Genomic DNA, 25,850 nt, shown 5'->3' with positions numbered 1-25,850 from the left:
TGTTTTCCAAACCTTATCGCAATCTGCGCCCTGTCCACAGCCCCCCGATGCGACACGGCCCGGCGCACTGAAAAACAAAGAGATATGCGCCGGATAATGGTTCAGGGCTTCTGGCGGCTTCTGCCGGCCTGGGCGGTTTTTCCGCGTGCAGGCTTTCTCGCCGGTTTGCGCGTCTGGCCGGGGCCATCGGTACCGGCGGTTTCGGCCAGCGCCCGGGCAAGCTGCGAGGGATCGGCCTCCCCCCTTCAATGCGCAGGTTGAGGTTTCGCTGGGGGAAGGGGATTTCGATGCCGGCTTCCTCGAAGCGTTCCAGGATGGCGAAGCGGACTTCCGATTCCACCGTCACCAGATTGTTGATGTCATACAGGAACATGCGCAGGCGGAAGTCGAGCGAGAAATCGCCGAAGCCGACAAACCAGACGCTGGGTTCGGGCTTCTTGGCGACCATGGCGTGTTCATGGGCGATCTCGTAAAGGATTTTTTCGGCCACCCGGACATCCGAGCCATAGGCAATGCCGATGGGAATATCGACGCGGCCGGACTTCGACTTGAAGGTCCAGTTGCCGACCTGGGAGTTGATGAGTTCGGAATTCGGCACAATGATCGACTGGCGCTGGAAGGTTTCGATTTCCGTTGCCCTGACGCTAATGCGTTTGACGGTGCCTTCGGCGGCGCCAACGACGATCCAGTCCCCGACCTTGATTGGCCGTTCAACCAGAAGAATGAGGCCGGAAACGAAGTTGGAGACGACGTTCTGCAGGCCAAAACCAATACCCAGTGACAAGGCACCGGCAACGATGGCCAGGCTCGAAAGGTCAAAACCGGCGGAGGTGATGGCCAGCAGGGCAGCAATGGCAAACCCGGTATAACCGATGCCGGCGCTGATGGAGTCGCGCACGCCCGGATCGATCTTGGAGCGGGTGAAAACGCTGCGCGAGAGCCAGCGCTGGAAAAAGCGCGTTGCCAGCAGGATCAGCGCGAAAATTGCAAGGCCAACGAGAATGCCCGACAGGGATATGCGGATGCTGCCGATGTCGATGCCGGTAAACAACCGTGTGCCGAAGGCGGTGATTTCCTCATAGCGGGTTCCCCACTGCATGAGGATGGCCGGAATGCCGATGATGAGGATCAGCGCCATCAGGGCGATGCCGGCGGCCAGGCTTAGCTGCTCGAGACGGTATTCTTCCATGCCGCGCTGGCGCATCAGCCGGCCGTAACGCGTGGTGGCAAGGACACCTTCACGGGAAAGCTCACGGGCCGCCTGAATGCCGATGAGCATCGCCGCGATGATGGCGCCGGAAACCACAAGTTGCTGGGCGGTAAAGCGGGCAAAGCCGATATAGCCGAGCAGTGCGGATACGATGATGAGCGCTGCGGAAAGAAACAGGAGGAAGCGGATGAGCCTGAAGATGCGCTTGCCGCGGAAGAGCGGCGCCAGGGCCGAGCGGAAGAAGGACGTGCCTTCATCTGCTTCCGGGGGCTGCGCCGTGGCTTGCGTTTGCCCGCCGTCGCGGCTGGCCGGACGGATCACGAGCCCCATCAGCGCCAGGGTGATACCGATTGCCAATGCGGCCAGCAGCCCCTGAAGGGCCGTCAGGCTGACGGGCCCTGAAAGGGCGGCATTGACCTCGGTGAAAACCCAGTCGAATGCGTGGATGATGAACAGGACAAGCGTCAGGGCGAACATGCGCCGGGCCGAAGTATCGGTCAGCGCGACCAGCCGCCATGCCGGCTTGCGCGGGGCATAGACTGCCCGGCACAGATGAAAGGCGAAGACAAGGCCGGCAATGGCGATCACCAGCGCCAGCACGATGTTGGCGATGTTGCCGGGCAAAACGCCGAAATAGCGGAACAGGGCATAGGTGGCGGCAAGAAACACCGCGGTTGCCAGACTTGGCAGGATCGTTGCCCAAAATGCGGTGAACACCCGCGTGAAGTAATCGGGATGGGCGGTGCGGTGCAGCAGGTAATTGCCGAACAGCCGATTGAAACTGACCGAGAGGAAGAGAGCGAAGGCAAGCGAAATGAAGGCCGAACCGATGGCCTGCCAGACCTTTTCGCCGCGAACGAAGGTGAACCAGTTGGCAAAATGGCTTTGTGCCGTGGCAGCCAGGCTGCGGATGCCGACAATTGCTTCGCTGACGGTCTGGGAGGTGATCTGGGTGTTTTTGGAGATTGCCTCGGTAAAGGCCTCCTGACGGGTCTGGGTAATCTTGGCAATGGATGCCTGGGCAGAATGAACCAGGTTTTCCAGATTGGTTTTCAGAACCGCGAGTTCGGCCTTGTCCTTGTTGAGCTGGGCACGGGTTTCGATCACCGTGGAGGGCTCCACCACGCTGTCGTCTTCAGGCGGCGGGCCGATCTCGGTCAACCGGTCTGCGAGAGTCTGGCTGTGCTCGTCAATGCGGCGGATGACTTCATTGGCTTCGCTGATCAGGTTCTGATACTTCACCCGGGCGCCGACGAGGGACTCATCGTCCTTGCCTGCCGCGGCAGTCAGGCGGTCGAGGATCCTGGCGGTGGACGTTATTTCCCTGGCAGCGTTGCCAATGGATTCAACCGCTGTTGCCTGAGCGGCGGCAGGGCCGGCAACGGGCAGCACGCCCGGCAGAACCAGCAGCGAAACAAGAACAAGCAGCCTGAGCAGGAGGGAAAGAGATCCGGCGTGAAAGGGGGCAAGACGCATGGCAGGGCGCAGACAACCAATGGCGCAGCGCAGGGCTGCGTGATTCATTCAAGACTCGGTTCTCCATACAGGATTACCGCACCTTTGTCGTGCTTGCGGTCAGGAATCACTAATCAACGCGAAATGGCGCGCCGTTTACTGGCTGGCGGCCTCAATCATCTCGCCGGCCTTTGCAAGATCGGCTTCGGCGCCGGAAAGATCGCCGGAATCGCATTTTCCGGTTGCCTGAACGAGAACGGCATCGATCTCGTCAAGATCGGCATTGGCAACGTTGGCCTTCAGCAGGGAGCGGGTGGTTTCATTGACGGCGTTATGACATTCCGTTGGACTGTCGAATGCTTGCGCGGGCAGCGTGGCGGCAGCAGCCAGCATGGCGCCAAGCGCGCCGGCTGCCAGAATCCTGGACGTGGTGTGCGGGAAGATCATCGAAACTGTCCCTTTCTGTGTGTTCGTGCGGGCGCAGGATCGTTGGCGCCCTCAATTCGTTGGGCTGTATATAGTGCCTGCATGCTGAATGAAAGCTGAATGGGGCGTTCATGCCAACGGGTGTTGGGGCAGGTGCCCGGTGCCGCAATCTCCTGTCCTCTTCGCGCCCGGTTGTAGCTTGCGTCGCACCCAAACTGGGCGTAAGCCGTCCACTTCTGTTTTCTCCTCCCCCGGAATTTCTGCCATGGCCGGTATTGTCGTCTTACTGTTTTCCTATGTGCTCAGTCAGTTTTACCGCTCCTTTCTGGCGGTGCTCGCGCCGAAGCTCGGCAGCGATCTGGGCGCCAGCGCAACCGAGCTTTCAAACGCGGCGGCGGCCTGGTTCATCGTTTTCGCGCTGATGCAGTTTCCCATTGGCGCCTGGCTCGACAGGGCCGGGCCGCGGAGAACCGCCGGGTTTCTGTTTCTGGCAGGTTCCGGTGGCGGCATAACCCTGTTTGCCCTGGCGCAATCGCCGGTGATGCTGATCGTGGCGATGGGGATGATCGGCATGGGGTGCGCGCCGGTTTTGATGGCGACGTTCTATTTCTTTGCCCGCACCTATTCAGAGGCCTCTTTCGCCACGCTGGCGGCAGTGTTTGTCGGGCTTGGAACGCTTGGCAATGTGGCCGGCACAGAGCCGCTTGCCGCTGCCGTCGAAGCGTTCGGCTGGCGCCAGGTGGGGTTCGGCCTTGCGGCGTTCACCTTCGCGGTGGGGATCGGAATTCTGGCTTTCGTCAAGGACCCTCCCAAGGCCGAATCTTCAGGCAAGGATGCCACGATCTTCGGTGGTCTTGCCGATCTTTTCCGGATTCGCGAATTGTGGTTCATCTTTCCGATGGTTGCCATGGGCTACGGCGTTGCGGCGAGCATTCGCGGGTTGTGGGCTGGACCCTTCCTGCATGACATGTACGGCCTGACGACCGGCGAAATCGGCCGGGTCACGCTGTATATGGCACTTGCCCTTGCTGGCGGATCGTTGGCCTATGGTCCGCTTGACCGGCTTTTCAACAGCCGCAAATGGGTGGTGCTGATCGGCAATCTGCTGGTGCTGGCGGCCATCGCTTACATGATCGCAGCCGACATGCCGTCGGTGTGGATGGTGACGGTGATGTTCGTTGCCATCGGCTTTTTCGGTGCCGGCTATGCAACACAGATGGCCCATGGCAAGGCCTTCGTTCCCGCCCATCTGACGGGCAGGGGGGTTACCCTGCTCAATTTCTTTTCCATTGGCGGCGTGGGCGTCAGTCAGGCGGTCAGCGGCTATGTGGTCGATATCGCAACGCGCGCCGGAGGCAAGGCGGCCGGTTACGAATCGCTGTTCGTCTTCTATGCGGTCATGCTGGTTGTCGCGCTGGCGATCTATGCCTTTTCAACCGATGCCAAGCCGCAATCGGGTTAGATTTTCGCCGTAAGCCCAACCGGCCAACTGCCTCGCCGTGGGCATTTGCCTGCCGGTTTTGCCGGTTTTCGGGACAGTTTCCGCACCGGCGGAAAAATCTTCGTGAGGGGGCAACAAAGCTGCTTGCCCGTTTTCCGGCACGGGTCTATAAGCCCGGCAACGCAGGAGGAATTGATGGGCAAGATTGATCGCTCTTCCAAGCCTTACAAGCCTTCCACCAAAGAACCGTTCATGAACGAGCGGCAGAAGGAATACTTCCGCCAGAAGCTCAACGACTGGAAACAGGATATCCTGCGTGAGTCGCAGGAAACCCTCGACCATCTGCAGGATGAATCGGGCAAGCTTGCCGACATGGCCGACCGGGCATCGTCGGAAACCGACCGCTCGATCGAACTGCGCGCCCGCGACCGCCAGCGCAAGCTGATTGCCAAAATCGACTCGGCCCTGCGCCGCATTGATGAGGGCACCTATGGCTATTGCGAGGAAACCGGAGAGCCGATCAGCCTGAAGCGGCTCGAGGCGCGCCCGATCGCAACCCTCTCCATCGAGGCGCAGGAGCGCCACGAACGGCGCGAAAAAGTCTATCGTGACGACTGAGCGAGTACTTCTGCCATCACGGGCATCTTCGTATTCCACACCCCACAGTGCTTCTTCATCTGGGCAAGCAGCGGTTGGCGTGCAACGGCAATCTGGAGGGCTGGCACCGTTTCTTTCGTCACCCTTGAGCTTGTCCCGGGGGTCTGCGTTATCCCGTTCAGCGCCGTCATGGTGACAGGGCGATGGATCCTCGGGTCAGGCCCGAGGATGACGAAAAATGAGGGGCCGGGGATGACAACCGAGGTTCCGGGGGTGACGAAAGAGAGTCCGGGATGACGAAGAGGGCATTTTGTTCCTTTCATCCACGGGTGCGAATGGCGAGGGGCCGTCATTTTCCGTTTTGCGGCTCTGGCGCGTAATCGGCTTCTTCGTTCATCCCGGCTGCAATCTGGCGCATGGCGCTGGCGAGTGTGTGCGGCGGCTGGGCGCCCGAAACGCCGTATTTGCCGGCAAAGATGAAGAAAGGAACGCCGGAAACGCCCATGGTCTGTGCCCTGGCGATCTCCTCGCTTACCGCTGCCTTGTCATCATCGCGTGCCAGTAGATCGGCGACAATCTTCCTGTCCATGCCGGCCTCGGCGGCGGCGGCGGCCAATACGGCATGATCGGCGATGTTGGCGCCTTCGAGGAAATAAAGTTCAAACAGCCTGCGCACGAGGCGGTCCTGGGTATCGGCTGAAATGCCGCCTACCCAGCGGATTACCCGGTGGGCATCAAGCGTGTTGGGGGAGATGGCAATGCGGTCGAACTGAAAGTCGATGCCGCTCGCCTTGCCCGCTTCCTCGACGCGGGCGTAGATTTCGCGGGCGCGTTCGGCCCCGCCGAACTTGTCCTCCAGATATTGTTTGCGGTCCTTGCCTTCGGGGGCAGGGTGGGATCGAGCTGGTAGGGCCGCCAGCGGATTTCCACCGGTATTTCCGCCGCGATCTTTCGCGCCGCCTCCAGGTTTTTCTGGCCGATGAAACACCATGGGCACATGACATCGGAGACAATGTCGATGGTCAGATTGCCGGTGTCGGGCGTTGCTTGCGGGGAGGGCATGGGAATTCTCTCCTAAGGCTGTTTGTGCCACCAGACCGGAAACTGGTTGCCATACAGGGCGGTCTTTTCCGGATAGGCCAGATAGGCACGATGGGCAAAGCGCTCGCCCGGCAAATGATAGAGCGGAATGACATAATGGCCCGACAGCAGCAGTCGGTCCAGCGCACGCACGGCGGCGGCAAAATCCTCCCGTGAGCGAAGGGCAACCATGGCTTCGATCAGCCGGTCGATGGCCGGGTCGGCGATGCCGGCATAGTTGAAGCTGCCTTCGGCGTCTCTTGCCTGCGAGCCCCAGCGCCAGAGCTGTTCGATGCCCGGCGAGAGCGAGGCGGAATAGGCAGCGATGATCATGTCGTAATCGAAGGTTTGCAGCCGCTTTTGATACTGGGCATCATCCACGGTTCTAACGTTCAGCGTAATGCCGAGGCGGGCCAGGGTATCCTTGAAGGAAAGGGCCAGCTTTTCTTCCGAGATGTCGCGGGTCATCACCTCAAAGGCGACCGGGGCGCCATCGGGGGTTACAAGGAGCGATCCCTGGCGCTTGTAGCCGGCCTTTTTCAGTTGCGAAAAGACCTTGCGCAGCACTTTGCGGTCGCTGCCCGAACCGTCGGTGATGGCGGGCCGCCAGGTGCCGTCGAGGATTTCAGGCTGAATGGATTGGGCTGCATCGCCAAGCAGTTCCAGTTCCCTGGCGTTTGCGGGGCGGCCGGTGGAGGCAAGTTCCGACCCCTGCCAGAAGCTTGTGGTGCGCTTGTAGGCGTTGAAGAAAAGGTTGCGGTTGATCTTCTCGAAGTCGAAGGCGTTTGACAGCGCTTCGCGCAGGTTGCGGTCGGTAAACAGCGGGCGGCGGGTGTTGAAGATGAAAGCCAGCATGTTGGCGGGATCGCCGGCGATGAACTCCTTCTTCACGATATCGCCCTTTGTGACGGCGGGAAAATCGTAGGCGCGCTCCCAATGGGCCGGATCGCCATCCTTGTAGATGTCGACAATGCCCTTTTTGAACGCCTCAAACAGGGAGCCGGCCTGGGTGAAGTATTCGACCGCCACCTCGTCGAAATTGAAGAAGCCCTTGTGGACCGGCAGGTCCTTGCCCCAATAGCCGGGGTCGCGCTTGTAGACCACTTTCTTGCCCGGTTCGACCCTGGAAAGCCGGTAGGGGCCGCTGCCGACCATGGGATCGAGGGTGGAACCGTCGAAGGTTTCGGGATCGATGGCGTGTTTTGGCAGCACGGGAGTGAAACCGGCAATGATGAGCGGAAATTCCCGGTCGGATTGCTCATTGAAGGTGAATTTCACGCTTAGCTCGCCGGTCTTTTCGATGGCTTCGATACGCCTTGAGCGCGAGGAAAAGGGAGGGCGCCCCTTTTCGGTCAGCAATTCATAGGTGAAGATCACGTCTTCCGGCGTGACGGGTTTGCCGTCGTGCCAGCGGGCATCCGGGTTCAAGTGAAACTCGATCCAGCTTCTGTCGTCGGGCATGCGCACGCTTTCCGCCAGCAGGCCGTAGAGCGTGAAGGGTTCGTCCCGGCTTCGAAACATCAGGCTTTCGAAATACATGTTGGAGCCAAGTTGCGGGTCCCACAGGCCGCGGGCGGTGGTGCGCATGCTTTTGAGGATAAACGGATTGAGCGAGTCGAAGGTGCCGATGACGCCATGGCTGATGCGCCCGCCCTGGGGAGCGTCCGGGTTGGCGTAGGACAAATGGGTGTAGCCCGGCTTGTGGGCGGGGTCTCCATACATGGCAATGGCATGGACCCGCGATGGCTCTTCGGCAGCGCCCGGCTGCTCTGCCCCGGTTTCCTGGGCGGCGGAAGGCAAAGCGGCAATGCACAAAAGCACGGTGGAAAGAGCCACCAACCCTGCCAGAATGTTCATGCGGTTTTTCATCGGGTTTCGGGGCAGGGGGCATACAATACTGGGGGACATCCGTTTCTCCGGTGCAGGGATGTTTTCAGGGGCAAGCCGATTCTCTGCGCAACCTACCAGAAACGGCAGCTGGCTTGCAGTTTGCCTCCACCAGACGGCAAGATCGTGATAGGGCTGTGCCAATCAGGCGACAAACTGCCTTGGGGGCCGGCAAAACGCCCCCGATGGGGGCTGTGGGAAGGGATTGCCTCTTTTCAGCCAGATTTTTGCAGTGGAAGCAGGCGGCGCCGTAAACCATTTGCCCCGATGCGGGCTTGCGCTGGCGCAGATAAGGCATTAATCGAACGCCGCTAGGTCTTTCGGCCAAGGCGTTACCTGTATCCTGAGCATCCGGCAACAGTTTCGCGATGCGGAGATTGAAAGCGCCGCTGCCCGGCCGGGCCGGCAAGAAACACAAAAAGGATTCTCCATGAATTCCGCCCTGACGCATGTATTGAGCAAAACAACCATTCTCGCCGGCGCGGCAGCGATTGCCGCCAGCCTTGGCGCAACGTCCGCCAATGCCCAGAACCAGCGCCCTGACGGCTGGTTCAAGGTCTGTGCAAAGCAGGACAACAACGACATCTGCAACACCCAGTTCCAGTCGGTGGCCAGTACCGGCCAGGTCGTGACAGCGATTTCCCTGATTGATGTGAAGGGTGACGTGGAACGCCGGGTCTTTCAGATCACGGTCCCGACCGGGCGCCTCATTCCCGCCGGGATCAAGCTGCGTATCGACGACAAGCGCGAAACGACGCTGCCTTATCTGTTCTGCTTTCCCCAGAGTTGCATCGCCGAGGTCAAGCTGGATGACGAACTGGTCAACATTCTCAAGAATGGCGGCACGCTGACGGTTACTTCCACCAATGTGCAGCAGAAGGAAAATCCGATCGAGATCACGCTGGAAGGGTTCACCGCGGCCTATGACGGCCCGCCGCTGAAACAGGAAGAGTTCGCCAACCGCCAGCGCGAATTGCAGGACGAATTGCGCAAGAAGGCCGAGGAAGCGCGCAAGAAGCTTCAGGAAGCCCAGGAAAAGGCGAAAAGCGAAAGCGGCGGCTGATCTGCCGGTGCAACCAAATGCCAGAATACAAAACGCCGGCTTTAAGCCAGCGTTTTTGTTTGGACAGGGCAATTCTGCCGATCAGGTTCGATACAGCCTAGTGCACCAATCTTTCGCGGGTGCGGTAGTTGCCGTCTTCGGTACGTTCGAAAACCTCGCCGACCTGGGGATGGCGGACCGGTTCCCGATTTTCGTCGCTCAGCAGGTTTTGTTCCGAAACATAGGCGATGTACTCGGTTTCGTCGTTTTCGGCGAACAGGTGATAGAAGGGCTGGTCCCTGCGCGGCCTGATTTCATCGGGAATGGATTCATACCATTCCTCTGAATTGGCAAATTCCGGATCGACATCGAAAATCACACCTCGGAACGGGAATACCCGATGGCGCACCAGATCGCCGATCGAGAACTTCGCCTTGTTGATGGTCTTTGCGTTTGTCATCGTTGCGTTTGGCCTGTTTGCCTGATCCTTAATGACCGTCTGGCGCCATTGTGGCCGAAGGTCTTGACTTGTCACAAAATATCAGGCTCCGGGGGTGAGTTCAAGGGGCCGGTTCCGGCTTGCCTGACCGTCCTTCATCCGGACCAAAAATCGTATTGAGTGTCATGTTTGCCGTTATCGAACTGGTATTGCCGCTTTTCGGACTGATCTTTCTTGGTTTCGCCGCCGGCAAGATCATGCGCATTCCCTATGAGGGACTGGCGTGGATGAATTTCTTCATCGTCTATGTGGCGTTGCCGGCGATGTTTTACCGCCTGCTGTCGGTAACACCGATCGAGCAGTTCGCCAATGTCGGTTTCATCGCCATTTCCGTTTTTGCGACCCTGCTCGTTTTTGCCGGTATCTTTGTGCTCGCCGGCCTGATCAATGGCGGCAATGTTGCCGAGGCCACCATTCAGGGTTTTGCCGCCGCCTATGGCAATATCGGCTATATGGGGCCGCCCCTGGCCCTTGCGGCGCTGGGGCCTGTGGCGGGCGTTCCCGTGGCGCTGATCTTCTGCTTTGAGAACGCCATGCATTTTACCCTGGCGCCGCTGCTGATGAGCCTGCATGGCGGGGAAAGGCGGCCGGCAGGCCAATTGGCCAGGGAAATTGCGGTAAAGATTTTCACCCATCCCTTCATCGTCGCCACCATCGTCGGCGTGCTGGCGGCTGTCTTCAAGGTTGAGTTGCCGTCCTCCGTCAATTCACTGCTGGAATTTCTTTCAGGCGCTGCCGCCCCCTGCGCGCTGTTCGTCATGGGGGTTACCGCGGCGTTGCGGCCGCTGAAGCGCGTTCCCGTCGAACTGGGTTATATCGTTCCCGTCAAACTGGTCATCCATCCGCTGCTGGTCTTTGTGCTGATGGAAACCCTGCTGCCGGGGTTTGACCGCACATGGGTGTTTGCTGCGGTGCTGCTGGCAGCACTGCCCACGGCAACGAATGTCTTCGTCATCGCCCAGCAATATCAGGTCTGGCAGGAACGCGCCTCAAGTGCCGTCGTTGTTTCCACGATTGCGGCGACAGCCACCGTGACCGGCCTTCTTTATTTCATGTTGAACGTTCCCGCATAGCTGAAGGTTTCAGCCCGCCGCGCAGCCGCTCTGACAGGTTTTGAAGGCCCATGCCCGGCAGGACACCTTCGCGCATCATCAGGCGGCGCATGGGGCCGGCATTGGCAAGCAGGTAAAGCCCCGCGGCGCGGACCGCCTGAACCGGCAGAAAGGCGGAAAGCAGCGAACGGTTCAGAAGATCGACAGAGGCGGTGCGCGAGGCGATATCGGCGGCGCGCCGACGGTGATAGCGTTCGCCGGCCGGTGGCAGACCGGGCCGTAACGGCTCACCGGCAAGTGCCACGGCAGTTCGGATATCCCTTATCCCCAGATTAAGTCCCTGGGCGCCGATTGGCGGGAAGGCATGGCCGGCTTCGCCGATCAGCATGACATCATCCTTGCCGAACTTGCCGGCAAGGGCGCTGGACAAGGGAAATTTTCCAACCGGTGAAACCAGTTTCAGTTTTCCAAGAACCGAGTGCATCCGCTCTTCCAGTTCCCTTGCCAATGCAGCTTCGTTGAGGGCAAGCAACGCGTCAGCGCCTGCTTCATCCAGCACAATCACCAGGCTTGAGCGTTTCACGCCCAGGGGCACCAGGGTCAGCGGCCCGGTTTCGGTGTGAAATTCCGTACTGGTGTCGTGATGGTCCAATGTGTGTTCAAGGTTGGCAACCAGTGCGACCTGCGGATAGCGCCACTGGCGGCAAGTAATGGCAAGCTGCTGGCGTATCATCGAGTTGCGTCCGTCAGCGGCAGCATAGGCTTTGGCGGCGATTTTCATGCCGCTTTGAAGCGTTGCAGCATGCTGGCCGGGTGCGGTTTCATCAAATTCCACGACCGGCTCCTCGAACACCGAGATGTGCTTTGAGGCGGAGATCTGCCCGTGCAGCATGGCCGCCAGAACCTTGTTCTCGAGGTTGTAGCCGAAGGCATCCAGGCCAATTTCGGAAGCTCTGAAATCGGCCTGCGGGGCGCGGATGAGGCGGTTGGTTCCGTCCAGAATACGCATGGTGCGCAGGGGATGGGCAATGGGCTCCATTGCTTCCCAAAGGCCGATTTCCTTCAAAAAGGCAATCGAATCGGCGAGCAGGGCGGTGGTGCGTCCATCGGGCTCGGCCAGCGGCGGTGCTGCCAAAGCAACGCTCAAGCCCCTGTTTGCCGCAGCCAGGGCTGAAATCAGGCCGGAAAGTCCGCCACCGATCACCGCAAAATCGCCGGTCCAGCTTTGTTTTGCCCCTGCCATGGTCCCTGGCCTCCTGCAGTTCCTGTTGATACGGCCGGACTCTATGCTGATTGCGAATGACCATCAATGTGGCAAACGGTCAGCGCGGATCACCGTTGTGCTGTGACAAGTTTGGCCAGTCTTGCTTGTTTGGCCAGTCTTGCTTGTTTCGCCAGCTTTGCTTGTTTCGAATGGCGGCGCATGGCAGAACACGAATTGCGGAATGCCGGGATAGGAGAGGATGACTGGTGTTTGGGATATCCAAAGATGCCCTGTGGGCCTTCGGTGTGCACATCCTGACGGCGTCAGGCGCTTTTCTTGCGTTTCTTTCCATCGTGGCAACGGCTGAAAACCGGTTTCCCGCTGCCTTTTTCTGGCTCGGAATGGCCTTGCTGGTAGACGGGGTGGACGGCCCCTTGCCCGCAAGCTGGAGGTCAAGAAGTGGTGGCCGCACTGGTCCGGCGACATGCTCGATTCGGTGATCGACTATGTGACCTATGTGATCATTCCGGCCTTCATTCTTTATCAAAGCGGGTTGATGGGGACTTATCTGTCGTTTCTTTCAGCCGCCATGATCGTGGTGACCAGCGCGATCTATTACGCCGATACGCGCATGAAGACCGTCGACAACGGCTTCAAGGGCTTTCCGGTGTGCTGGAACATGGTGGTGTTTACCGTTTTCATCGTCTCGCCGTCGGAAATCCTGTCCTTTGCCGTGGTCGTGGTGACCGCCATCCTGACCTTTGTTCCGGTGATTTTCGTTCACCCGGTCCGCGTCAAGATCATGCGTATCCCTACACTTGCAATCTTTGGCTTGTGGGCGGCAGGCGGGCTGATTGCGCTTTACTACAACCTTGATGCGCCGGCCTGGGTCGATGTCGTCATCCTGGCCTCCGGCGCGTATCTGTTCTGCATCGGGGCAGTGCTCCAGGCACTCGGCAGAATTCACTGACACCATCAAGGCACCGCCAATCCGGCGGTTGTCGATATCCGCTATCGAGTTCCTTTCGCAAACAAGTCCCTGGCGCTGTGATGCGTTTTGCCGTGTGTCATCGCGCACAGTTATCAGCCGAGCATTACTCTACAACCGGTTTCATGGGGCTCGCACTTCCGGCGCAATGCCGGCAGCAAGGAGCAAAACAATGAAACTTCCAAGGCTTACAATTTCTGCATTCGTTCTTTCCGCAACCGTAATGTCCAGCGCTGCCTTTGCCCAGTCCCAGCCGGGCAATCTCGTGGTTCTTCCCGGTGCAAAGAGCTGTGTGGTCCTGGGTGAACAGGTCTTCAACTGTCACTACCAGCGGATTTTTCCAAAGATCATTCCGCCGACCTTCCCCCCGCCCACCCATCGCAACCCCTTCAGTGAGATCGGCAATGAGGGCGGCGGCGACCGTGGCGGCGAGCGTGGCGGCGGTGGTGGCGGTGGCCAGGGGAGCAATGGCGCCAGGCCCTGAGTTCAGGTCCTGAGGCAGCAGCTACAAGACTTCCCCATAAAAAAGCCCGGCCTTGTGCCGGGCTTGTTGTTTTTTCAAGGAAGCGCGCCTGCTTCCACAGCTTTCAGGCGCCGTCTACAGGCTGCAGCGTGCTGCTTGCCAAACGGAGCGAAGCGTCTTGCCTTAGCTGCAGGACTGCTGGCAGGCGATGGCTTCCTGTCCGCAGGCGGTGGAGCCCTGGAAATTGGCCATTATCTGATTGAGTGCTTCGGCAGGGACGCTGGTCATCTGGTTGGCGCCCATCACGCATTGCATGTATTGGGTGTTGCAGGCGGCCGAGCACTGCATCTTTTCCATCATCATGTTGGCGGCTCCTGCCGATCCGGTGGAGGCGAGCAGTCCGCATAGGGCGGTGGCGGCGAGTAGTTTCTTCATGACGGGTTTCTCCCTGTGGTCGTTGGAATATGGGAACAGGCGTCCTCTGGCCTCAAGAGCCGGCGCCCCCAATCCGGACTCATGGCAAGAAAACAGAAAAAGGATAACAGGCGCCCGGCGCCATGCAAACGGTTTTTGGAGAAAAGTCTGCAAACCGGCAGCTTGGCATTGTTTGCCGGCTGCCGCTTCACAGCGTATGAGGTCATGACCCAGGTGGCATGACCACAAAAATGACGATAAGCTCGCCCAGGGATAGCATGATGGGGTTTGACCATGTCAGCCCGCTGCCTGTAAGCGGCCAATTGCCGGTGTTTCGGGGCGTTTGAACGATGTTGAAATCAACAGCGACGGGTCTGCGGGCAAGCCTTGCGCTACTTGTTGCGGTAATGCTTGCGCTTGGCGGTGGCGGCTGCGTTTCGTCCACCCTGAATGAGGCAGACCTGCGCCCGGTGGGAAATCAGGCCACGACCGGCGCGCCGTCCCAATCCCCGCAGGACACGCAACCCCAGGCCCTGACCGCCGAACGTGTTCCGGCTGAAACACCGCCGGCAGAGGCGGTTGACCGCGATGCAGCGGCGACCGGCAGTGTTGGCGATCCGGTCAAACGCCAGCAGGCGGTCGACGAGATCAGGTCGAAGGCGGCTGCCTCCTCCGGCCAGAAGACCCAGATTGGTGCGGTTCCCGGTTCCGCCACCGGTCAAATGAGTGCGCAGGAACAGGCAGACATCGCCGCAAAGCTTGAAGACAGCCGGCAGGCTACCGGCGCAGAGCTTTCAGATGCCGAGGTCGAAGCGCGCAAGGCGGCAATCCGGCGCCTGCAGCAAAAGGGAAAAAGCCATTACGACCGGGCGCTTGAAGCAATCGAGAACTGACAGCTTGATTTGCTTCAGACCGGCTGAAGGCGGTTTTGGCGAATAATTCGGCGCCAGTGCTTGCAGTTTGGCGTTTGCCTTCCTAAACAGTGCCGGTTTGCGGCCTGTATCGCCCGATGCAATGGCCGTTTTCTTCACAACGCAAAAGCAAGGGAAAGCGGCGTGGCTCAATCGGCATTGCGGATCGGTGTTGCGGGAGTTGGAACGGTCGGTTCCGCCCTGGTGCGGATACTGGATGAAAAGGCGGCTGTGCTTGCCGAGCGCTGCGGCAGGGCGATGACGGTCAGCGGTGTCAGCGCCCGCGACCGCAACCGCGACAGGGGCTGTGATCTATCCGGGGTGGAATGGTTTGACACGCCGGCAGACCTTGCGGCCAGTGAAAACATCGATGTTTTCGTGGAACTGATCGGCGGGGATGGCGATCCGGCCTATTCAGCAGTCAAAAAAGCGCTTCAATCCGGCAAGCATGTGGTGACCGCCAACAAGGCGCTGCTGGCGCGCCATGGTGTTGAACTGGCGCTGCTGGCGGAGGAAAACGGCCTGATCCTCAATTTCGAGGCGGCGGTTGCCGGCGGCATTCCGATCATCAAGACGATGCGCGAGGCGCTGACCTCCAACGACGTCTTCCGCATCTACGGCATTTTGAACGGCACCTGCAATTACATCCTCACGCGCATGGAGGATGAGGGGCTTTCCTATGGTGAGTGCCTTTCCCAGGCACAGGCGCTGGGCTATGCGGAGGCTGATCCCACCTTTGACGTGGAAGGCTTCGACACGGCGCACAAACTTGCGATCCTCACAAGCCTTGCCTTTGGCAGCGAGATTTCCGCCGACGACATTTATGTGGAAGGAATTTCCAACATCACCGCCGAGGACATCGAGGCAGCGCGCGACATGGGCTATCGCATCAAGCTGCTGGGCGTGGCGCAGAAGACGGCCAGCGGCATCGAACAGCGGGTGCATCCGACCATGGTGCCGGTGCGCGCGCCGATCGCACAGATTTCCGGCGTGACGAACGCCGTGGCGATCGAGGCCGACATCGTTGGACAGTTGGTGCTTTCGGGGCCGGGTGCAGGCGGGGAGGCAACCGCGTCTGCTGTGTCGGGCGATTTGTGCGATATCGCCAAGAGCCGCCCCGGCCATCAGATTGCTCCGGCCCTTGGCCAGCCAGCCGGCTCGCTCGCGCCCTACAAGCGGGCGGCCATGCGTGCCCATGCGGGCGGCTATTTCATCCGCCTCACGGTACATGACCAGACGGGGGTCTTTGCCTCCATTGCCAGCCGTATGGCGGAGCAGGAGATATCGCTCGCCTCCATCGTGCAGCGCAAGAAAAACGGTGCGTCATCTGGCGGCGCCGACGGTCCCCAGACCATCATCCTCATCACCCATGAGACGACAGAGCAGGCGATCCGCAACGCGCTGGAGAAAATCGAGCAGGACGGACATCTGGCAGCTCCCGCGCAAATGATCCGCCTTGAGCAGTAAAACCGGTTGTCTGAAGCGTCCCGTTAAGCCTGTCTGTGAAAAAGCGGCGCGCTGGAAAAATCATATCGATTTAATTGCGGCAAAATTCCCGCACGCCATTGTATTTCGCTGCCGACTGGTGGATATGCGCTGACAGCTTAACGAGAATGATGTTGCCGGAGCAGATGAGTATGGCAAAAGAAAACAGCACGCAAAGCGGTATTGAAGAACGGCTCGACCGCATCCTGACCCTGGAACTGGCACGTGTAACGGAAGCTGCTGCTGTGGCAGCAGCAAGGCTGCGCGGCCATGGGGATGAAAAACAGGCTGACCAGGCGGCTGTCGATGCGATGCGCACCGAACTCAACAATCTGCCGATCGACGGCAAGGTGGTGATCGGAGAGGGCGAGCGCGACGAGGCGCCCATGCTCTATATCGGTGAGGAAGTGGGCACCAAAAAGGGCACGGCTGTCGATATCGCGCTCGATCCGCTGGAAGGCACGACCATCTGCGCCAAGAACCTGCCCAATTCGCTTGCCGTTATCGCCGTGGCGGAGCGCGGCAATCTGCTTTATGCGCCCGATGTGTATATGGACAAGATTGCCATCGGCCCGGGCTACAAGCCGGGACTGATCGACATCGACGCGCCGGTGCTCGACAATCTGCAGGCCCTTGCCAGGGCAAAGGGTGTGAAGGTCACCGAGCTGACCGCCTGCATCATGGACCGTCCGCGCCATGCCCGGCTGATCGAGGAAGTACGCGCTGCGGGCGTTGCCATCCGGCTGATTGGCGATGGCGATGTTGCCGGTGTCATTCATACGACCGACCCCGAGATGACGGGGATCGACATCTATATCGGGATTGGCGGTGCGCCCGAAGGCGTGCTGGCGGCAGCAGCGCTTCGCTGCATTGGCGGCCAGATGCAGGGAAGGCTGATCCTCGACACACCGGAAAAGGTTGCCCGGGCCAAGAAAATGGGCGTTGAGGATCCCAACCGCGCCTACACCATGGAGGAAATGGCCAGGGGCGATGTGATCTTCTCGGCAACCGGCGTTACCGACGGCAACATGCTGGACGGGGTGCGTTTTGGCCGTGACAGCATCTCCACCCACACAGTGGTCATGCGTTCTGCCTCCAAGACCGTGCGCGAAATCAAGGCAGTTCACCACGATCTGGGAAAATTTGGCTGACCGTTGCCGCTTGATGGCAAAGCCATCGCGCTGCATGATCGTGCCATGAGCATGGCGGAACCGGTTGAACGCCCCTTTCTGGATGTTGAAGTCTCCCTGTCGGGAAACCGCTGGGCGGACCGGCTTGATCCGCGCGGGCGCAACGAGGCGCTGGCGATCAGCCAGGCAAACGGCATTCCGGAAATCGTGGCACGGGTTCTGGCCGGCCGTGGCGTCATCGCCGGTGAGGCGGAAACCTTTCTTGCGCCAACGCTGCGGGATCTCATGCCCGATCCGTCGACGCTGACGGACATGGATGCCGCGGCCGCGCGCATTGCCGCTGCGATAGGTGCCCGCGAGCGTGTTGCGATTTTTGGTGACTATGATGTGGACGGGGCGGCCTCGGCGGCGCTGATGGCCCGGTTTCTGGCGGGTTACGGCGTTCCATACGAAATTTATATTCCCGATCGTGTTTTTGAGGGTTATGGCCCCAATTCCGATGCCATTCGGCAGCTCGTTGAAAACGGTGCAAAGCTGATCGTTACTGTCGATTGCGGTTCGACCTCGTTCGAGGCGCTGGAAGCAGCCCGGCAAATGGATATTGATGTGGTGGTGCTGGACCATCACCAGCTTGGCAGCGAGCGCCCGCCATCCCGTGCATTGGTCAATCCAAACCGCCAGGACGACCTTTCCGGGCTCGGCCATCTGTGTGCAGCGGGCGTGGTGTTCATGACGCTGGTGGCCGTGCAGCGGGTGTTGCGCAAGCAGGGGCAGGATGCTGCATCAAACCTTATGGAGCAGCTTGATCTGGTGGCGCTGGCCACGGTCTGCGACGTGGTGCCGCTTACCGGGCTCAACCGTGCCTTTGTGGTGCGCGGGCTTGACGTGTTGCGGGGGGGCATTGCGAAAGGGGGCAATACCGGCCTTGAGGCGCTGGCGCGCGAGGCCAGGCTTAACGGGCCGGCCAGCACCTATCATCTTGCCTTTCTGCTGGGGCCGAGGATCAATGCGGGCGGGCGGATCGGCGATGCGGCGCTCGGCAGCCGGCTGCTTACCACCGATGACCGCGAGCAGGCAGAGCAGATCGCCGGCGAGCTTGAGCGCCTCAACGCCGAACGCCAGCGCGCCGAAGCAGCCATGCTGGAGGAAGCAATGGCCGAAGGGGAGGCCGAAATCGCCAAGGGCGAGGGGCCTGCAGTCCTGGTCACCGGCAGAGAAGGCTGGCATCCGGGCATTGTCGGCCTGCTTGCCTCACGGCTGAAGGAGCGCTTTTCGCGTCCGGCCATCGCCATCGCCTTTGACGGCAAGGACAAGGGCACCGGATCGGGCCGCTCGATTGGCGGTGTCGACCTTGGCGCGGCGGTGCGCGGTGCTGTTGAGGCGGGCATACTGGAAAAGGGCGGCGGGCATGCCATGGCGGCCGGGCTGACGGTCGAGCGTGGCAAGCTGGGCGAATTGCGCGCCTATCTGGAGGCAGAGCTGGGCGAAGCGGTTGGGGTCGCGCGTTCTGCCCATACGCTCAGAATCGATGCTGCCCTGTCCGCGCGGGCGGCCACGCTGGACCTGGTCGATCTGCTGGAACAGGCCGGCCCCTATGGTGCGGGCCATCCCCAGCCAATGCTGGCCTTTCCGGGCCACACGGTGACCGGCGCGAGGGTGGTGGGCCGCGATCATGTGAGTTTTACCCTGCGCGGCAGCGATGGTGCACAGCTCAGGGCAATTGCCTTCAGAAAAGCCAATGAAGCGCTGGGTGAAGCGCTGCTTTCAGGGCGCAGTTCAAAGTTTCATATCGCCGGTGTTCTCAGTGCCGATCACTGGCAGGGCCGGCGGCGGGTGCAGTTGCGGGTTACCGACGGGGCAACTGCCGGCTGAAGAGGGAGTGCCGGCTGAAGAAGACGTGCTCCAAGGGATTAAGCGAAGGGCGGCGTCTAAGGTTTGCCGCGGATGAATGGGCGAATTCATCGACTGCGGGCAAGCGCCTGGGCCAGGAAGTTTGGGGTGCCGCAGCGCCAAGCCGCCCTTCGCCGGCAATGTTATTGCCCGCACAGGTTAAGGGGAAGTTAGCGCATGCGGGTATGGCGAAATTTTATCACGTTTTGGTTGTGTATCTGACTCCGTAAAGCCGTTTTTTTTTCGCTTCACGCGATGTTGTGCAGCGAGGTTTCCACCGCATGCAGGAAGGAGCGGGCGGATGAACGGGCCGACAAAAGCAGATACCGGTCGGCTTTTTCGCGGATCATAAGCACCCCGAGATGCTCCATTACGGTGCGCGCGGCAGCATCTACTGCAAAGCTGCCGGGATGAAGGTCGAGCGGACAAATGCGCTCCAGTGCTTCGCGGGCGCGGGGCCCGCTTAAGCGCAGCATGCAATAGCTGTCCGACTGGTCGGTGCACCAGGCGGCTCCTGCCGTCTTCTCCAGGGTAGCAGCAAGCATTCCGCCGGTCGTTTCCGGCATTAGAAGATGGTACTGGGCGGGCGCGGTCCAGATCAGGCGAACGTCACCGGCAAAAGCCGACATGCCCGGCGGCGGCACCGCAATTTTCCATGCTTTCTTGACTGCCTTTTCAAAGGCGGTTTCCTTGCCGGCGGTAATTGCCAGCGATATCAGCGAAAGGCCGGATATCTCAGCAAGCTCGGCGCCGTCATGGGTTGAGACATGGCCGCCCAATGGGGTTACGGCGGCAAGCGGTGAAGCTGAAGTAAGTTGCTCAGGCACGAAGCCGCTCTCCTTGCGGGTCGATGAAATGGGGCGAGACGATCTCCACCTCGCAGGAATTGCCGCGCAGGGGGTCAGCAGCAATAACGGTGTCGCCGATGCGCTGGTCTCCCTGCTTGATGAACCCCAGGCCGATCATGGTTTGAAGATGGGGCGAATAGCAGACCGATGTCATCCAGCCCTGGTCGTTTTCGGTGGTTGGGGCGGCATCCTTTTCGATGAAATGGGCGCCGGCAGCCAGTTTGCCTTCCGGGTCCACGGGTTTGAAGCCGACGAGCTTGATGGCGTCTTCGGTGACAAGCGCCTCGCGGCCCGCCATCACCTTGCCGATGCAGTCCTTTTTCTTCGAGACCATCTTGTCGAGGCCAAGGTTGAGCGCCGTGGTCTGGCCATTGAGTTCGTTGGCGGTGGCATGGCCCTTTTCGATGCGCAGCACGTTTAGCGCTTCCGTGCCATAGGGCGTTACGCCAAATTCCGCGCCTGCCTCCATGAGACGGCGAACCAGCGCATCGCCATAGCGGGCCGGCACGGCGATTTCGTAAGCGAGCTCGCCGGAAAAGGAGATGCGGAAGAGCCGCGCCGGCGCACCGCCGCATACCGTTACCTCACCGCAGGCCATGAACGGGAAGGCGTCGTTGGATATGTCGTGATCAGCATCGATGATCTTCTGCAGGAGTTTGCGCGAGTTGGGGCCGGCCACGGCGAACTGCGCCCATTGTTCGGTCGCCGAAATCAGATGTACGTCCATCTGCGGGAACAGGCACTGACGGGCAAATTCCATGCGCCGGAAGACCAGTACGGCATTGGCGGTGGTGGTGGTCATGAGAAAATGATGCTCGCCCAGCCGCGCGGTGGTGCCATCGTCGTAGACCATGCCGTCTTCGCGCAGCATCAGGCCGTAGCGCACCTTGCCCACGGGCAGGGTGGAGAAGGTATTGGTATAGAGCCGGTCCAAAAAGGCGGCGGCATCCTTGCCCTGCACGTCGATCTTGCCAAGCGTCGTGACATCGCAAATACCGGCCGAATTGCGGACGGCGAGCGCCTCGCGGTCGACGCTTTCGCGCCAATGGGCTTCCCCTGCTTTGGGGTACCACTGGGCACGCAGCCACATGCCGGCCTCGACAAAGACGGCGCCTTGTTCCTGCGCCCATTGATGGGATGTGGTCAGCCTCGTGGGGCGAAATTCCTTGCCGCGAGATCGACCGGCAAAAGCGCCGATGGCAACGGGCGTATAGGGCGGGCGGAAAATCGTGGTGCCGGTCTCGGGGATCGACTTGCTCGCGGCTTCGGCGAGAATGGCAAGGCCCAGTATGTTGGATGTCTTGCCCTGGTCGGTTGCCATGCCCATGGTGGTATAGCGTTTGAGGTGTTCAACCGAGCGGTAGCCCTCCTGGTGGGAGAGTTTGACATCCTTGACGGTAACGTCGTTCTGCAGGTCGACCCATGCCCTTTTGCTGCCTGTTTTCCGCCGCTGGCCTTTGACCGGCGCCACATGCCAGAAGGCGGCGCTGTCGAATGGTTCATCTGACGCGCGGGCAGGGCGGCTGCGCGAGGGGGAAAGACCAATGTTCCTTATGGCAGCAGAGGCAGCCTTGTGGCCTTCGGTGAGACAGGCTGACAAGGTCAGCGATCCGCTTGCGCTGCCTGCAACGTCCATTCCCACAGGCATTTCCCCGCCGGGGACAAAGGCGTTGATGGCCCCGTTCCATTGCGGCCGGCCGCGCTGGTGGCAGGTCAGGTGTACGTTCGGGTTCCAGCCGCCGGAAACGGCCAGGCAATCGGTCTCGATTTTCTGTCCGTTGGAGAGCGTGACGGATTTGAGCGCCAGTCTTCCGGCCGTATCAACAACGCTGCCGCCCATGATGATTGCCGCACCAGCGGGGGCAGCCAGCGGTGCCATCTCGCGGCTGTCGACGATGGCGGCGATTTGAACGCCTGCTTGTGCCAAGTCCGTTGCCGTGCGCCAGCCGTCATCATTGTTGGTGAAGATGGTGATGTGTTTTCCGCAAAGCGCGGCAAAGCGATTGGCATAGGTGCGGACGGCGCCCGCCAGCATGATGCCCGGCCTGTCATTGTTGGCGAAGGCAATGGGCCGCTCGGTGCTGCCGGCAGCAAGAATGGTGCGTTTGGTGTAGAGGCGCCAAAGCACCTGGCGCGGCTTGCCGCTTGAAGTGGCAAGATGGTCGGTCTTCTTTTCCAGCGCACCATAGGTGCCGTGATCGTAGGCACCATAGACGGTGGTGCGGGTCATCAGCCGCACGTTTTCCATCGATGCAAGTTCTGCTGCCGTTTGCGCCGCCCAATGATGGCCCGGCTTGCCCGCCACCTCATGGGTTTCACCGTTCAGCCTGCCGCCTGGCAGAAAGTCCTCATCGGCAAGGATCACCCTTGCGCCGGAGCGGGCCGCCTGCAGGGCGGCGGAAAGGCCTGCAGGGCCTGCGCCAATCACTAGAACATCGCAATGCAGAAAGCCCTTGTCATAGCTGTCGGGATCTTCCTCGCCGGACAGGCTGCCAAGACCGGCAGCAGACCGGATAACCGGCTCATAGAGCTTTTCCCAGAAGCTCTTCGGCCACATGAAGGTCTTGTAGTAGAAGCCTGCCGCCAGGAAGGGCGAAAGCAGATCGGTGACCGCCATGAGGTCGAAACTGAGCGGTCCTCTATGGTTCTGGCTTTTGGCCGCAAGCCCGTCGAACAGTTCGGCTACCGTTGCCCTTGTGTTGGGCTCGGCGCGGGCGCCCGCATGCAGGGTGACCAGCGCATTGGGTTCTTCCGATCCGGCGGTGAAGATGCCGCGCGGGCGGTGATATTTGAACGAGCGGCCAACCAGTTTGACGCCATTGGCGATCAGGGCGGAAGCCAAGGTGTCACCGGCATATCCCGGCATTTGCCTGCCGTTGAAGGAGAAGGAAAGCGGGGTGTCGCGGTCAACGAGGCCGGGGCGGGTGCCCGAAGGGGTGCGGAAGGGGGCGGTCATGCCGAACCGCCTTTGCGCCCGGCTTTCTTCTTGCTGGCGGATGCCAGGTTGACGGCAATGCCGCGGGCAAGTTCCACTTTGGCGATTTCGTGGGTCAGCGTGTTGCGGGTGACCACGAGCCAGGAGCGGTCGCCCTGCTCGTGATACCAGAGCTCGCGGTGCAGACCGGCGGGGTTGTCGCGCAAATAGACATATTCGTAAAACCGCTCTTCAGCGTCAGCGGCTTCAGGGTCCGGCCGGTTGATGAGCGAAGCATCGCCCAAAATGACGAATTCCGCTGCATCGCGCGGGCCAAGGAGGGGATGGTCGATGATCATGCCGCAGGGCTCCTCAATGCAGGTTGGGCTGGGCGCCGGCGCCCTTTTCATCGATGATGTGGCCGCGCCTGAAGCGGTCGAGCCTGAACTCGGTCGCGACAGGGTGGGGTTCGCCGCGGGCGATCAGATGGGCATAGCAATAGCCGGATGCGGGCGTTGCCTTGAAGCCGCCATAGCACCAGCCACCGTTGAAGTAGAGGCCGTTGATATCGGTCTTGTCTATGAAGGGCGATCCGTCCATCGACATGTCCATGACGCCGCCCCACATGCGCAGCAGCCTTGCCCGCCCGATCATCGGCATGACGGCCATGCCGCCTTCGCAGACATCCTCGACCACCGGCAGATTGCCGCGCTGGGCGTAGGTGTTGTAGCCGTCAATATCGCCGCCGAAGACCAGACCGCCCTTGTCGGACTGGGAGATGTAGAAATGCCCCGCACCGAAGGTGATGACGCCGGGCAAGACGGGCTTCAGCCCTTCGGAAACAAAGGCCTGCAGCACATGGCTTTCAATCGGCAGGCGCATGCCGGCTGCCGCCATGACGCGGCTTGAAGAACCGGCAACACAGACGGCCACCTTGTCTGCCTTTATCCTGCCTTTGGAAGTGACAACGCCCTTGCACACGCCGTTCTTGATGTCGAAGCCGGTCACCTCGCAATTCTGGATGATGTCGACACCGCGGCTGTCGGCGCCCCTTGCATAGCCCCAGGCGACCGCATCATGGCGTGCCGTGCCGCCACGCTTTTGCACAAGGCCGCCCCGAATGGGAAAGCGCGCATTGTCGAAATCGAGGAACGGGCAGAGGCGGCGTACGCCGTCTTCATCCAGCAGTTCGGCATCGGCACCGGCCATCACCATGGCGTTGCCGCGCCGGGCATAGGCGTCGCGCTGGGAATCGGAATGAAACAGATTGACGATGCCGCGCTGGGAAACCATGGCGTTGTAGTTGAAGTCCTGTTCCAGTCCCTCCCACAGCTTCATGGACAATTCGTAGAACGGCTCGTTGCCGGGCAGCAGATAGTTGGAACGGATGATGGTGGTGTTGCGGCCGATATTGCCGGAACCAAGCCAGCCCTTTTCGACCACTGCCACCTTGGTAACGCCGAATTCCTTGGCCAGATAATAGGCCGTAGACAGCCCGTGCCCGCCGCCGCCAACAACGATGACATCATAATGCTCTTTGGGGTCAGGCTCGCGCCAGACGGGCTTCCAGCCCGTATTGCCGCTCAGGGCCTGGGACAAAATGCTGAGGGCCGAATATCTCACGGGATCAGTCTTTCCACGGGTGTTCGACTTTGCACCGGCTGTTCGGATCGCGGGCCGGTTTTCATCGCGGTTTTGGGTGTGTGGCAAAGCTTCCAGCGAGACCTGCCACTAGACTTTTCCAAAAAAGACAGAATATTGCGCTGCATGGTCAGCTATCACCGGGACGAGCGCCCGTTCAAAATCGGTTTTCTTCTATTGGACGGCTTTGCGCTGATGGCTTACGCTTCCGCGTCGGAGCCGTTCCGCGCCGCCAACCACATTGGCGGGAAGCAGCTTTATGATGTTTCCAACATCTCGCTCTATGGCAGTTCGGTGCAATCGTCTGCCGCCGGGGTGGTGCGAACGAAAACACAGCTCGGCGAGCACACGGATTTCGATCTCGTCATTGTGGTGGCGGGCGGCGATCCGACCCTGTTTCGCGACAAGCGGGTGTTTCAGTGGCTGCGGCACCTGTCGCGCCGCGGCGTGGCGCTGGGCGGGGTTTCCGGCGGGCCGGTGATCCTGGCATCGGCCGGGCTTATGAAGGGCTACAAGATGACGGTGCACTGGGAGCATGCCTCGGCGCTTGTGGAAATCGCACCCGATCTCATTTTGGAGCGTTCCATCTATGTCATCGACCGCGACCGCTATACCTGCGCGGGCGGCATTGCGGCCCTCGACATGATGCACCACCTGATCGCGTTCCATCACGGCGAGGAACTGGCGACCCAGGTCAGCGACTGGTTTCTGCATACCAATGTGCGGGCACCCGGCCAGCCCCAAAGGGCCGGCTTCGTGGCGCGTTACGGCACCAACTCTGCACCGGTCATCCGGGCCATCGAGGCAATGGAAAACCATCTCGATGATCCGCTGGAACTGGCCCAGGTGGCAACGCTGTCCGGTGTCGGACCCCGGCAATTGAACCGGCTTTTCTCCGACAAGCTGGGCATTGGCACCATGGCCTTCTACCGCGACCTGCGGCTGGAACGGGCGAAAAACCTGCTGTCGCAGTCCTCGCTTTCGATCACCGAAATTGCACTGGCGACGGGTTTTTGCTCGTCCGCCCATTTTGCCAAGACCTTCCGTCAGAAGTTCGGGTCTCCACCCTCCACCTTCCGCCGATAGGCATAATCACAGAGCTTCGCCCGAAATGGATTGCTGGCCGCACAGGCTACAGTAATCTTCCTCTGCACTGCGTCGGCTTTCAAACCGCCTGGACATGACAAGCACCAACTCCAAACTCGCCATTTCTAGGCAATGGGTTGCGAGCTCGAGTTCGTAGTCGTGTGTACAAGCCTGTTTCGTTAACCTG

The 25,850-nt window shown here is 60.5% G+C and carries 20 protein-coding genes and 2 pseudogenes; 11 read left to right on the top strand and 11 right to left on the bottom strand.

The genetic code is table 11. The annotated features are described in order from the left end of the window. Positions 1–13: 13 nt before the first annotated feature. Positions 14–2,734, bottom strand: coding sequence for a mechanosensitive ion channel domain-containing protein (locus tag BVL55_RS08480; RefSeq protein WP_075996522.1), 2,721 nt, complete (start codon positions 2,732–2,734; stop codon positions 14–16). Between the two features lie 87 nt (positions 2,735–2,821). After that, on the bottom strand, positions 2,822–3,112 hold the full coding sequence (locus tag BVL55_RS08475; protein WP_075996521.1) for a hypothetical protein: 291 nt from the start codon (positions 3,110–3,112) through the stop codon (positions 2,822–2,824). 244 nt (positions 3,113–3,356) lie between these two features. Here BVL55_RS08475 and BVL55_RS08470 point away from each other — a divergent pair, with 244 nt between their 5' ends. Together BVL55_RS08470 and dksA are read left to right on the top strand one after the other, a co-directional pair. Beyond that, a complete protein-coding gene (locus BVL55_RS08470) occupies positions 3,357–4,553 on the top strand; it encodes an MFS transporter (protein ID WP_075996520.1) in 1,197 nt (398 codons plus the stop codon). A gap of 174 nt (positions 4,554–4,727) precedes the next feature. Continuing rightward, positions 4,728–5,150, top strand: coding sequence for an RNA polymerase-binding protein DksA (gene dksA, locus BVL55_RS08465; protein WP_075996519.1), 423 nt, complete (start codon positions 4,728–4,730; stop codon positions 5,148–5,150). A 328-nt stretch (positions 5,151–5,478) separates the two neighbouring features. Here the strand turns inward: dksA and BVL55_RS08455 are convergent. Further along, a pseudogene (locus tag BVL55_RS08455) lies at positions 5,479–6,191 on the bottom strand (DsbA family oxidoreductase). Between the two features lie 12 nt (positions 6,192–6,203). Further along, the gene (locus BVL55_RS08450; protein ID WP_083649449.1) at positions 6,204–8,066 is read right to left on the bottom strand and encodes an extracellular solute-binding protein; all 1,863 of its coding nucleotides are present in this window, start codon (positions 8,064–8,066) and stop codon (positions 6,204–6,206) included. Between the two features lie 460 nt (positions 8,067–8,526). Here BVL55_RS08450 and BVL55_RS08445 point away from each other — a divergent pair, with 460 nt between their 5' ends. Then, positions 8,527–9,159 (top strand): invasion associated locus B family protein, encoded by a 633-nt coding sequence (locus BVL55_RS08445; protein WP_428977258.1) that lies wholly within the window; start codon positions 8,527–8,529, stop codon positions 9,157–9,159. Positions 9,160–9,256: 97 nt separating this feature from the next. Here BVL55_RS08445 and hspQ read toward each other — a convergent pair whose 3' ends face one another. Beyond that, positions 9,257–9,598 (bottom strand): heat shock protein HspQ, encoded by a 342-nt coding sequence (hspQ, locus tag BVL55_RS08440; protein WP_075996517.1) that lies wholly within the window; start codon positions 9,596–9,598, stop codon positions 9,257–9,259. 164 nt (positions 9,599–9,762) lie between these two features. Between hspQ and BVL55_RS08435 the strand changes: the two genes are divergently transcribed. Then, the gene (locus tag BVL55_RS08435; RefSeq protein WP_075996516.1) at positions 9,763–10,710 is read left to right on the top strand and encodes an AEC family transporter; all 948 of its coding nucleotides are present in this window, start codon (positions 9,763–9,765) and stop codon (positions 10,708–10,710) included. Here the strand turns inward: BVL55_RS08435 and BVL55_RS08430 are convergent. Next, complete coding sequence (locus BVL55_RS08430) at positions 10,688–11,932, bottom strand: UbiH/UbiF family hydroxylase (RefSeq protein ID WP_075996515.1); 1,245 nt, start codon at positions 11,930–11,932, stop codon at positions 10,688–10,690. The two genes, BVL55_RS08435 and BVL55_RS08430, sit on opposite strands and share 23 nt — an antisense overlap. Positions 11,933–12,156: 224 nt before the next feature. On the opposite strand from BVL55_RS08430, the pseudogene BVL55_RS08425 reads away from it, so the two are divergent. Continuing rightward, positions 12,157–12,863, top strand: a pseudogene (locus BVL55_RS08425) (CDP-alcohol phosphatidyltransferase family protein). Between the two features lie 190 nt (positions 12,864–13,053). Beyond that, positions 13,054–13,365 (top strand): hypothetical protein, encoded by a 312-nt coding sequence (locus BVL55_RS08420; protein ID WP_075996514.1) that lies wholly within the window; start codon positions 13,054–13,056, stop codon positions 13,363–13,365. 162 nt (positions 13,366–13,527) lie between these two features. On the opposite strand, the gene BVL55_RS08415 is transcribed toward BVL55_RS08420, so the two are convergent. After that, entirely contained in the window at positions 13,528–13,779 is a 252-nt protein-coding gene (locus BVL55_RS08415) for a hypothetical protein (RefSeq protein ID WP_075996513.1), read from the bottom strand. 329 nt (positions 13,780–14,108) lie between these two features. Between BVL55_RS08415 and BVL55_RS08410 the strand changes: the two genes are divergently transcribed. The 4 genes from BVL55_RS08410 (at position 14,109) to recJ (ending at position 19,156) form a co-directional block, all read left to right on the top strand. Beyond that, positions 14,109–14,651: a hypothetical protein gene (locus BVL55_RS08410; protein WP_075996512.1), complete on the top strand. Its 543-nt coding sequence runs from the start codon at positions 14,109–14,111 to the stop codon at positions 14,649–14,651. 162 nt (positions 14,652–14,813) lie between these two features. Beyond that, on the top strand, positions 14,814–16,136 hold the full coding sequence (locus BVL55_RS08405) for a homoserine dehydrogenase (RefSeq protein WP_075996511.1): 1,323 nt from the start codon (positions 14,814–14,816) through the stop codon (positions 16,134–16,136). 170 nt (positions 16,137–16,306) lie between these two features. Continuing rightward, positions 16,307–17,305: a class II fructose-bisphosphatase gene (glpX, locus tag BVL55_RS08400; protein WP_075996510.1), complete on the top strand. Its 999-nt coding sequence runs from the start codon at positions 16,307–16,309 to the stop codon at positions 17,303–17,305. Positions 17,306–17,350: 45 nt separating this feature from the next. Further along, entirely contained in the window at positions 17,351–19,156 is a 1,806-nt protein-coding gene (gene recJ / locus BVL55_RS08395; RefSeq protein ID WP_075998023.1) for a single-stranded-DNA-specific exonuclease RecJ, read from the top strand. Between the two features lie 266 nt (positions 19,157–19,422). Here recJ and BVL55_RS08390 read toward each other — a convergent pair whose 3' ends face one another. From BVL55_RS08390 to BVL55_RS08375, 4 genes are read right to left on the bottom strand one after another with little or no spacing between them, the layout of a single operon-like run. Next, on the bottom strand, positions 19,423–20,001 hold the full coding sequence (locus tag BVL55_RS08390; protein WP_075996509.1) for a sarcosine oxidase subunit gamma: 579 nt from the start codon (positions 19,999–20,001) through the stop codon (positions 19,423–19,425). Then, positions 19,994–22,978: a sarcosine oxidase subunit alpha family protein gene (locus BVL55_RS08385; protein WP_075996508.1), complete on the bottom strand. Its 2,985-nt coding sequence runs from the start codon at positions 22,976–22,978 to the stop codon at positions 19,994–19,996. The genes BVL55_RS08390 and BVL55_RS08385 overlap by 8 nt, the downstream gene beginning before the upstream one ends. Then, on the bottom strand, positions 22,975–23,295 hold the full coding sequence (locus tag BVL55_RS08380; RefSeq protein WP_075996507.1) for a sarcosine oxidase subunit delta: 321 nt from the start codon (positions 23,293–23,295) through the stop codon (positions 22,975–22,977). The genes BVL55_RS08385 and BVL55_RS08380 overlap by 4 nt, the downstream gene beginning before the upstream one ends. 13 nt (positions 23,296–23,308) lie before the next feature. Beyond that, a complete protein-coding gene (locus BVL55_RS08375) occupies positions 23,309–24,559 on the bottom strand; it encodes a sarcosine oxidase subunit beta family protein (RefSeq protein WP_075998022.1) in 1,251 nt (416 codons plus the stop codon). Positions 24,560–24,703: 144 nt separating this feature from the next. Here BVL55_RS08375 and BVL55_RS08370 point away from each other — a divergent pair, with 144 nt between their 5' ends. Further along, positions 24,704–25,663 carry a GlxA family transcriptional regulator gene (locus BVL55_RS08370; RefSeq protein ID WP_075996506.1) on the top strand — a complete coding sequence of 320 codons (960 nt, stop codon included), beginning with the start codon at positions 24,704–24,706 and terminating at the stop codon, positions 25,661–25,663. Positions 25,664–25,850 lie beyond the last annotated feature (187 nt).

Source organism: Salaquimonas pukyongi (assembly GCF_001953055.1).
GTDB lineage: Bacteria > Pseudomonadota > Alphaproteobacteria > Rhizobiales > Rhizobiaceae > Salaquimonas > Salaquimonas pukyongi.
This window is presented reverse-complemented; position numbering and strand designations above follow the sequence as displayed.

Coding starts and splice junctions, on each gene's coding strand:
- BVL55_RS08475 (WP_075996521.1), bottom strand. CDS start 3,112: ATGATCTTCCCGCACACCACGTCCAGGATTCTGGCAGCCGGCGCGCTT.
- BVL55_RS08385 (WP_075996508.1), bottom strand. CDS start 22,978: ATGACCGCCCCCTTCCGCACCCCTTCGGGCACCCGCCCCGGCCTCGTT.
- BVL55_RS08445 (WP_428977258.1), top strand. CDS start 8,527: ATGAATTCCGCCCTGACGCATGTATTGAGCAAAACAACCATTCTCGCC.
- BVL55_RS08430 (WP_075996515.1), bottom strand. CDS start 11,932: ATGGCAGGGGCAAAACAAAGCTGGACCGGCGATTTTGCGGTGATCGGT.
- dksA (WP_075996519.1), top strand. CDS start 4,728: ATGGGCAAGATTGATCGCTCTTCCAAGCCTTACAAGCCTTCCACCAAA.
- BVL55_RS08450 (WP_083649449.1), bottom strand. CDS start 8,066: ATGAACATTCTGGCAGGGTTGGTGGCTCTTTCCACCGTGCTTTTGTGC.
- BVL55_RS08480 (WP_075996522.1), bottom strand. CDS start 2,734: ATGAATCACGCAGCCCTGCGCTGCGCCATTGGTTGTCTGCGCCCTGCC.
- BVL55_RS08415 (WP_075996513.1), bottom strand. CDS start 13,779: ATGAAGAAACTACTCGCCGCCACCGCCCTATGCGGACTGCTCGCCTCC.
- BVL55_RS08380 (WP_075996507.1), bottom strand. CDS start 23,295: ATGATCATCGACCATCCCCTCCTTGGCCCGCGCGATGCAGCGGAATTC.
- recJ (WP_075998023.1), top strand. CDS start 17,351: ATGAGCATGGCGGAACCGGTTGAACGCCCCTTTCTGGATGTTGAAGTC.
- BVL55_RS08410 (WP_075996512.1), top strand. CDS start 14,109: ATGTTGAAATCAACAGCGACGGGTCTGCGGGCAAGCCTTGCGCTACTT.
- hspQ (WP_075996517.1), bottom strand. CDS start 9,598: ATGACAAACGCAAAGACCATCAACAAGGCGAAGTTCTCGATCGGCGAT.
- BVL55_RS08370 (WP_075996506.1), top strand. CDS start 24,704: ATGGTCAGCTATCACCGGGACGAGCGCCCGTTCAAAATCGGTTTTCTT.
- glpX (WP_075996510.1), top strand. CDS start 16,307: ATGGCAAAAGAAAACAGCACGCAAAGCGGTATTGAAGAACGGCTCGAC.
- BVL55_RS08435 (WP_075996516.1), top strand. CDS start 9,763: ATGTTTGCCGTTATCGAACTGGTATTGCCGCTTTTCGGACTGATCTTT.
- BVL55_RS08420 (WP_075996514.1), top strand. CDS start 13,054: ATGAAACTTCCAAGGCTTACAATTTCTGCATTCGTTCTTTCCGCAACC.
- BVL55_RS08470 (WP_075996520.1), top strand. CDS start 3,357: ATGGCCGGTATTGTCGTCTTACTGTTTTCCTATGTGCTCAGTCAGTTT.